Raw genomic sequence first — 9,150 nt, forward strand, 5'->3', positions numbered from 1 at the left:
AGAAAGCTTTAACAAAAGCAATAGAAGGATTAGTAGCAAAACCAGGAAATACAGTAGATACTAGTACACCAGTAAAACCAGGAGATACAACAAGTGTAAAAACTGGAGATATAACTAATATGATTGGTGCATTAGGATTATTAGCATCATTAACTGCAATTGATTGCCTTAAGAAAAAGAAATATAATTAATTGTGATTATAAAGTAAATAAAATTTTTATAGTTTAAAAATAAAAAAACGTTTAATATTGATATGATTCCACTAAAGTAGACACATAAAAAAAACAAAAGTGTGTCTATGGAGGTGGAATTTTTTTAATGGGAAGAAAACCAAAAATATCAGTTGAAGAAAAAGTATTTATCTGTGAGCAATATTTAAATGGAATAAAAAGCCTGGGAAGACTCGCAAAAGATAATGGAATTAATACAGAAACGATAAGGAGATGGATTAATCAGTATCGAGAATATGGATCAAATGTTTTCCAACCAAAAGCACATAACAGAAAATACACAAAGGAATTCAAACAAGAAATAGTAGAAGCGTATTTACGTGGAGAAGGAACACCAGAATATCTTGCAGTTAAATACGATATTCCTGCATATTCTACTGTATACAGCTGGATTATCAAGTATAATAACCTTGAAGTACTTAAGGATTATGATCCTAAGCCGGAGGTTTATATGAAAGAACACAGTAGAAAAACAACTTATGAAGAACGAATTGAAATTGTGAAGTATTGTTTAGCACATAACAAAAATTATAAAGAAACAGCTGAAATATTTGATGTTTCTTATGTACAAGTATATCAGTGGATCAAAAAGTATTCAGACTCTGGAGAAGAAGGTCTTGCAGATAAACGTGGAAAGCGTAAAGAAGCAGAACAGTTAAGTGAAACAGAAATCCTGCAACGCAAAGTAAAGATTCTTGAACGTCAGCTCAAAGAGAAAGAAATGGAGAATGAACTCTTAAAAAAAGTGAAGGAAATCGAAAGGAGGCGATATTGTCAAAAACGAAAAACGAAGCGAAATACCTGGCTGTGAAAGAGCTTCATGAAACTAAGAATTATAGCATCCAATGGATGTGTAAACTGTTAAACATTCAACGCTCAGCGTATTATAAATGGTTAAATCGATCTGTTCCTGAAAATGAACAGGAAAATATGGAATTAGCAAAGATTATAAAAAAATATCATCAAAAATATGGAGGTATTCTCGGATATAGAAGAATGCGCATGTTCATCAATCGTAATTATAAAAAGAACTATAACATAAAACGTATTCGCAGAATTATGAATATTCTTGGTATTCATTCCAGGATACGAAGAATCAGAACTGGCTGTACAGTATCTAATAAAGCAGATCAGAAAGCTGAAAACATACTGCATCGTGAATTTGAAGCATCTACCCCTAATGAAAAATGGACAACAGATGTAACGGAATTTAAAGTACCTCATTCTACAGAAAAACTATATCTCAGTGTATTCTTGGATTTATATGATCGCTGCATCATTGCATGGGAGATTCGTGAACGAAATGATAATATACTAGTACAAAATACATTCAGGCAGGCAGTTGAACAGAATCCTGAAGCACATCCTCTATTTCATTCTGACTATGCCGAAGAAAAAACTATACCGAAGTTTTGATAACGGTATAGGAAAATACTTTAATTCTTCGGTATAGTGTTCCCACAAAAGTTATTAATTGATATTGTCTAATCATAGGAGGACAAGATTATGAACAATATCATTTTTTTATCTCAAGAACTCTTAACTTTCTTGAGAAAAAGCCATTACAAAGAATCGACATTGGCTAAATATGAAAGAGAACTAAAAGTACTGCAACGTTTTTGTGAGACACATGGCACAAGAGATTACACCATCGAATTGGGTAATAAATATGCGGAAGATATTTATATTGATGGACATTTTAGTGCCCATCGATATTTTGACAGAGGACGAGTGACAAGATTATTAAATTTTTATTTAGATAATGGTTACTTTGAATTGGTAATTAAACAGAGAATGAAATTTGATGATCCACAAATAAGGTTTCAAAATGAATACAACAATTACAAATCGTATATATATCAAAAGGATTTAAGAAATTCAACAAAACATAATTACAGCTACGATGTTTATATGTTTTTAAATTACTTATCTAAGACTGATTTAGATCACATAGATAATTTATCTATTGAATTAATTTATTCGTATCTATCTACAATAAATGTTGATAGTCAAAGACATGCTTTATGTGGTTTACGTTCTTATCTTCAATTCATAAATAGAATTGATTTACTTCAACGAATCAAAGGTATCCGTTCACCAAGAACAAAAAAGATAATATCTGTTTTAAGTGATGACGAAAAAATGAGAATTCAAAATGTGTTAAATTCAGATAAAGTAACAATTAGAGATAAAGCAATTTTCTTATTAGGATATGTTTTAGGAATGCGAGCATGCGACATTGTAACTTTAAAACTAACTGATATAAACTGGGAAAATGATTGTATTCAATTTATACAATCAAAGACAGGTAATGCAGTTAAGTTACCACTTTGTACTGATATTGGAAATGCATTGTTTCTCTATATAACCTTGGAGCGTGAAAAAAGTGATTGCGATAATATCTTTATTAGCCATTACCCACCATATAATTCACTCGTTGATCATTCAGCATGTTATCAGGTAGTCCGTAAAATCATGAATCTAGCTGATATTCCAATGGATAATAGATTTTTTGGTGTACATTTTTTAAGACATAATACAGCATCATCACTTGTACGAAGTGGTGTATCACTTGGTACAATATCTGCCATACTCGGTCATTCCGATCCTAATTCTACAAATGTTTATATCTCTACAGATTCAGAAAAATTAAAGGAATGCGTTCTATCAATGAAGGAAATTGGAATGGATGGTGAATTGTATGAATAAGTTCAAAAGTCAATTAAGCACAAACATTGAATCATTTCTTATGTTCAAGCATTCAGTAGGTGCTTCATATCAAACAGGAGAGTATTATTTACATAACTTTGATAAATACAATTTAGTAAATGGCAACTATGATTATCTGGACAAAAAAGTAGTGGAAAACTGGGTTCAACAATTGAAGGAACGCACTCATTCACAAGACATGGGATATATGTCATACATTAGAGAATTTGGTAGATATCTCAATAGTATTGATAATAAATCTTATATACTATGCGACAAATATAAATCTGTAAGATATAAAGCAAACGTATATCTTTTTTCTAATGAAGAACTCCATAAATTCTTTCAACAAATTGAGCTATATAAAGGTTGTGCATCAACACTTAAAGAATCTCTTATTCTACCAGCCATATTCCGTTTTTTATATTATTTTGGTGCAAGATGTAAAGAAGCACGTGTTTTAGAAACAAAAGATGTCCATTTAGATTTGGGCTATATTGATATTATAGGCTCCAAAGCACATCGAGATAGAAGATTATTTATAAGTAAAGAATCAAAAGCCTATTTTGAAAAATATGATTCATTAATGAATAACATTATTCCAAATAGAAAATATTACTTTTCTGATAAAATTGATAAATATTATTCTTCAAACTCAATTTCGTTATATTTTAATAAAATATGGGATTTAGCTGGATTAAGAAAAGAGACCGAAATAAAACCGAGAGCATATGATTTAAGACATCACTTTGCGTGTGAAAATCTTTTGAAATGGTCAGCAAATGGTGAAAACGTATTCGCTAAACTCCCATACCTAATGACATATATGGGACATTCTAATTTAGAAAGCACATATTATTATCTTCATCTTATTCCTGATTTTTTTCCTAAGTATAATCAGTTATCATCTTCAAGCAATGAATTGATTCCAGAGGTGGATGAATATGAAGTATAATCGTAATCAAGACTCTTCTTTTTGGAAGTTGGCTCGTAGTTTTTTGCATGAATACATGCCACTTGTAAGAAACCTATCAGATAAAACAGTAGAATCATATAGAATATCAATCAAATTATATCTTTCATTTATCAATGATGAAAAAGATATAACTAATGATAAAGTAACATTCAATATATTTACAAAAGAATATATGAAAGATTATATAGTTTGGTTGAAAAACAAAAATGCGTCAGCGAAGACTATAAATTTAAGAATGACTGCATTAAAATCGTTTCTAAAATACTGTTCAGAAGAAGATTTTGAACTTAGGGTGTTCTACAACAATGCGTGTACCATAAAAGGTCAGAAGATCACTAAAAATCCTATAGAATATCTAAAACCAGAAGCAACAAAAGCAATATTATCAGCGTTTAGCAGAGATACATCAAAACATAGACGCAATAGAATGATACTTATATTGATGTACGATTCAGGATGTCGTGTTCAGGAAATAGCTGATTTGAAAGTTTCATCACTGCATTTGGATGTTCGTAATCCATACATGACAGTTATAGGAAAAGGACGAAAAATACGAAATGTTCCTCTTACAAACAAAACAGTTTTACATCTAAAAAACTATTTGACGGAATTTCATGAAGAATCAAAAGATGGGTACTTGTTTTATTCGTTTTTAGATAACAAACCACATCAACTTTCTACTGATAGTATTGCGTTAATTTTAAAACGTGCAACTAAAATAGCTAAAGAAAAATGTGACCTTGTTCCAGATCGAGTCCACTGTCACATGTTACGTAAAACAAAAGCGATGGACCTGTATAAAGATGGAGTTCCATTACCATTTATAATGCAGATTCTTGGTCATGAAAGCATGTCAACAACTTCTGGTTTTTACGCATTCGCAACATTGGAAATGATGTCAGAGGCGTTAAATAAATCACATGTAGGAACAATAACTGAAGAAAAACTATGGACTAAATCTAATAATATTAAAGATCTATATTCACTTGATTAATAAGAATACTATACCGAAGAATTAAAGTATTTTCCTATACCGTTATCAAAACTTCGGTATAGTTTTTTCTTCGGCATAGTCTGAATTATACTGAATTCAGTATAACAGTGATCGAGGTTATCAATACACGAGTCCTGTATTTCAGATACAGTCTATGTCAAGAGTAGCATGTTGTTTGGATAATGGACCAACAGAAGGACTTTGGGGGATAATCAAGACAGAGATGTATAAGATGTATGAGATATATGACAAAGAAAGTTTAATAGAGGCAATTGGTAATTATATAAATTTTTATAATTACCAGCGTTATCAAGAACGTTATAATTCAAAAGCACCAATGGAAATAAGAATGGAAGCTATGAATACAGTAAAGCCTAAACAATATCCGATTGCATTTAATCCAAGAATAGCAAAGTATCATGAATTACTAAACAACTTAAAAACCCAATCAGCGTAATACCAATTGGGTCATCTATTTTATTTATTTTGTGTGTCCACTTGACTGGGACTGGATCATATTCTATTTAAACGTTTTTTATATTATTTTATTGAAAGTAAGGATTTTAAATTAATATATGATGAAATACTCATAAGAATTAAAAAGGTTGAAAAAACATTCAAAGACGAAATTGTAATACAAAAATGGTTATGTAACTTTCAAAAGAAGTTGTAGAAGTTTATATGTCATGTACAGAGATAGAATTACCAATTCATAAAGTGAAATATTAATTATGTTATTATTAGATAAGTATAAATAAAGAAATACTGAAGTATGTTTATTGTAGCTGAAACTGTGAAAAATAGGTAGGAGATAAGATATTAAATATTGAAAAGTTGATTTTTTTGCTTGATAAAAGAGAGAATATGTTTTGAAAAAAGAATTTAAATAGAATAAAGGTTTTTTAAGTAGTAAAAATCTGGTATTAATATTAAAAAAATGAAATAGTATTTTGACAGTTTAATAAAAAATGTTTATAATAATACTATAAAGTTGGGTTGTTACTTTAAGCAGGCAAGACCATAATTTATCTTTAGGGATAATATGGTCTTTTTTGTGTTTAACTAGCAATGATTTATTAACTGGAAATGAGGTGGAAAAGATATTTAGTTTTATAAAGGGTTGGGATATTTAATAGATGAGGTGAAAGGTAAATGAAAGGAAAAAAATTTATTAAAGCTGGATTATCATTGGCGTTAATATTAACAGGAATATTTGGTTTTAGTGTAAATGTAAAAGCAAATGAAAATCCAATGGCTTATCCTAATGTACAAAGTTATCAAAAAGACGATAATGAGTTTACTATTGGAAGTGAAAGCCGATTATATGTAATTGCAGATGAAAAAACATTAAATAATGAAACTTTATTAAAAGATTTAAAATTAACAAGTTCTCATTTATTAGCTGCTAATATTTTAACACAGGCTCCAGTAATTGTTTTTGGAAATGAAGATGGGATGGCTGCTAATGATATTGTTGTAAAAATGGCTGATGTAGATGAATTAAATGGAAAAGAAGAAAGCTATAAAATTACAATTGATGATAAAATAATAGTAACTGCAAAAGATGAAATTGGCGTTTATTATGGTTTGATGACAGTAATTCAAATGTTAAAGGTCAATGATAATGTATTAAAACAAGGAACAATTCTAGATTATCCTGATGTAGGTGAACGTTCTTTGCATTTAGATTGTGCAAGAAAATATTTTTCAAAAGAATGGATTATTTCATTAATTAAAGATTTATCTTGGCAAAAATATAATTCAATTCAAATTCATTTTTCTGAAAATGAAGGATTTAGATTACAAAGTGATACACTAGAAGCTATAGACGGCTTTGCATATCAAAATGGTGAATATTTAACAAAGGAAGATATGTTAGAAATTATTCAAGTAGCTAATGACTATCATATTGAAGTAATTCCATCATTAGATTCTCCTGGACATTTAGGAGCTGTTCTTAGATATTTACCATCTTCATATAGTTGTAGTTCTTTATTTCCAAGTGATGATAGAAGATCACAATGTTTCAATATTTTTACTAATCCTGAAGCACGTGAATTTTTAGTAGAATTAATGACCGAATTTATCGAATTCTTTGGTGAAGCAGGATGTAAACATTTTAATATTGGTGGAGATGAGTTTTTAGCAAACTTTTCAAGATTTAGTAATGATCAATATGCACAAATCATGACATACTTTAATGATATTTCAAAAATTGTAAAAGATAATGGAATGATTCCAAGAGCATGGAATGATGGTTTATTATATGGAGATTACAGTGGATATACTTTAGATAGTGATATTGAAATATGCTATTGGTCTGGACCTTCTAATTGTGCATCAGTTGAAAAATTTGTTCAAAATGGTAATAAAGTTATCAATTATTCAGATGTATATATGTATTATGTATTATCATGGTGGTGGCAAAATAACGCTTGCCCAGAGGGTGATGTAATTTATAATGAATGGACTCCAGGAAAATTCCCAACATTATCAGGAACAACACAAACTTTTGAAGAACCATATCCTGATTATGTTTTAGGAGGATCGTATGCTATTTGGTGTGATACACCAAGTTATATGACTGCACAACAGGTAGCAAATAATATTTTCTATCGCACACGTGCAACTGCTTATAAATCATGGAATACTAATGATTCAATGCCTACATATAGTGAATTTACAAGTGCTGTTGATAAAATTGGGCGAACTCCAGGATATCAAGAAGAATTACCAGAACCAGGTGCTGTTTATTATGAAGGGGAAAGTGCAACTGTAACTTTAAAATATGTTGATACTTTTAATAATCAAATAGCTAATGACGAAGTATTTTATGGTTTAAAAAATAATGAATATAACTTTGAAGCTAAAGATCTTTATGGTTATCGTTTTAAAGAGGCAAGCCATTCATTAAGTGGGGTATATCAAGATAACATAACTATTACTCTAACTTATGAAATTTATTGTGATAAAACAGACTTAGCAAATGAAGTTAATAATAAACTGGTTGTTGATAACTATATTAAAGAAACAATTAGTGATTATAGAACAGCATATGATTTGGCTAAAGAAGTTTATTTAAACGAGGCTAGTGGACAATTAGCAGTAGATAATGCATTAGCTGATTTAGTTAGTGCTAAAAATAAGGCTGTTGAATTAAAATATTATCCATTATATGTTGAAGTTAATTATCCGCTTGAAAATAATGGTTATGTATCTGGATATAGTCAATATCAAAGTGCTGTTGCTAATGCTAACAGTGTTTTATATGGTAGTGAATTAACAATTGAAAAAATGAATGAAGCTTTAGAAGCAATTCAGACAGCTAAAGATAATTTAATGCTTCCTGATGGCAATGTTCCAAGTGTAAGTGCTACAGATAATTATTATTCTGTAGGAGTTTATCCAAGTAATAAATATAGCTATGATAAAATGTTGGACAATGATACATTAACAAAATGTTGGTTTAATAATAATCAGGTAGTAGATAAAGAAATTGTCTTTACATTTGCAAAAGAAGTTAATATGTCAAGTATACAAGTTGTTCAGCCAAGTGATGTTGGAAATGATGCGTTAGGTGGTGCTGATATTCAGATTTCTAGAGATCGGGTAAATTGGACAACTGTAGGAAGTATAAGTAGTAGTGAATTAGATACAACTGTTACATTTGAAAAAACACCAGTTAAATATGTACGAATCGTATTAACTGTAAATAAAGCAAACTGGTATCAAATTTCTGAAGTGTATTTTACATTTGAACAAACTCAAGAAGACAATACATTAAGAGATTTAATAAATGAGGCAAAAAATGTAGATATAGAAGGTAAGACAACTGAGTCAGTGTCAAATTTAGTTGATGCTTTAATAGAAGCACAAAAGGCTTATGTAGCTGGAAGAACTGATACAGAAACAGAAGAAACAAATCTACAAAATGCAATTAATGATTTAAAAGATGCAGTAACTGTTGAAGTAAATAAAACAGCATTACAAATTGCAGTTGAAATGGCAGGTAATGTAACAGAAGAACAATTAGATAAAGTAGTACCAGCAGTAGTAACTGAATTCAATGCAGCATTAGAAGAAGCAAGAACTATCTTAGCTAATGATAATGCAACACAAGAAGAAGTAGATGCATCATTTGCAAGATTATCAGTAGCAATGCATATGTTAGAATTCTTAAAAGGTGACAAGACTGAATTACAAGATCTAGTAGATTCAACAGCAGAGTTAGTAGAAGGAAA

The 9,150-nt window shown here is 29.7% G+C and carries 8 protein-coding genes; all 8 read left to right on the forward strand.

Translation table 11 applies throughout. The features are described from left to right. A partial coding sequence (locus tag BMW96_RS14280) for a hypothetical protein (RefSeq protein WP_177165857.1) occupies positions 1-191 on the forward strand: 191 nt, incomplete at its 5' end. Between the two features lie 127 nt (positions 192-318). Then, positions 319-1,041 carry a helix-turn-helix domain-containing protein gene (locus BMW96_RS13295; RefSeq protein WP_092356925.1) on the forward strand — a complete coding sequence of 241 codons (723 nt, stop codon included), beginning with the start codon at positions 319-321 and terminating at the stop codon, positions 1,039-1,041. Next, positions 1,002-1,646, forward strand: coding sequence for an IS3 family transposase (locus BMW96_RS13300; protein WP_092356928.1), 645 nt, complete (start codon positions 1,002-1,004; stop codon positions 1,644-1,646). The genes BMW96_RS13295 and BMW96_RS13300 overlap by 40 nt, the downstream gene beginning before the upstream one ends. A 90-nt stretch (positions 1,647-1,736) precedes the next feature. Beyond that, positions 1,737-2,939, forward strand: coding sequence for a tyrosine-type recombinase/integrase (locus BMW96_RS13305; RefSeq protein ID WP_092356932.1), 1,203 nt, complete (start codon positions 1,737-1,739; stop codon positions 2,937-2,939). Then, the gene (locus tag BMW96_RS13310) at positions 2,932-3,894 is read left to right on the forward strand and encodes a tyrosine-type recombinase/integrase (RefSeq protein WP_157796106.1); all 963 of its coding nucleotides are present in this window, start codon (positions 2,932-2,934) and stop codon (positions 3,892-3,894) included. The genes BMW96_RS13305 and BMW96_RS13310 overlap by 8 nt, the downstream gene beginning before the upstream one ends. Continuing rightward, complete coding sequence (locus BMW96_RS13315; protein WP_162207461.1) at positions 3,884-4,909, forward strand: tyrosine-type recombinase/integrase; 1,026 nt, start codon at positions 3,884-3,886, stop codon at positions 4,907-4,909. Before BMW96_RS13310 ends, BMW96_RS13315 begins: the two co-directional genes overlap by 11 nt. Positions 4,910-5,063: 154 nt before the next feature. Then, positions 5,064-5,366 carry an IS3 family transposase gene (locus BMW96_RS13320; RefSeq protein WP_092356941.1) on the forward strand — a complete coding sequence of 101 codons (303 nt, stop codon included), beginning with the start codon at positions 5,064-5,066 and terminating at the stop codon, positions 5,364-5,366. Positions 5,367-6,061: 695 nt separating this feature from the next. After that, the coding region (locus BMW96_RS13325) for a family 20 glycosylhydrolase (RefSeq protein ID WP_092356944.1) at positions 6,062-9,150 on the forward strand (3,089 nt) is incomplete at its 3' end.

Source organism: Thomasclavelia cocleata (assembly GCF_900102365.1).
In the GTDB taxonomy this organism is placed as follows: domain Bacteria; phylum Bacillota_I; class Bacilli_A; order Erysipelotrichales; family Coprobacillaceae; genus Thomasclavelia; species Thomasclavelia cocleata.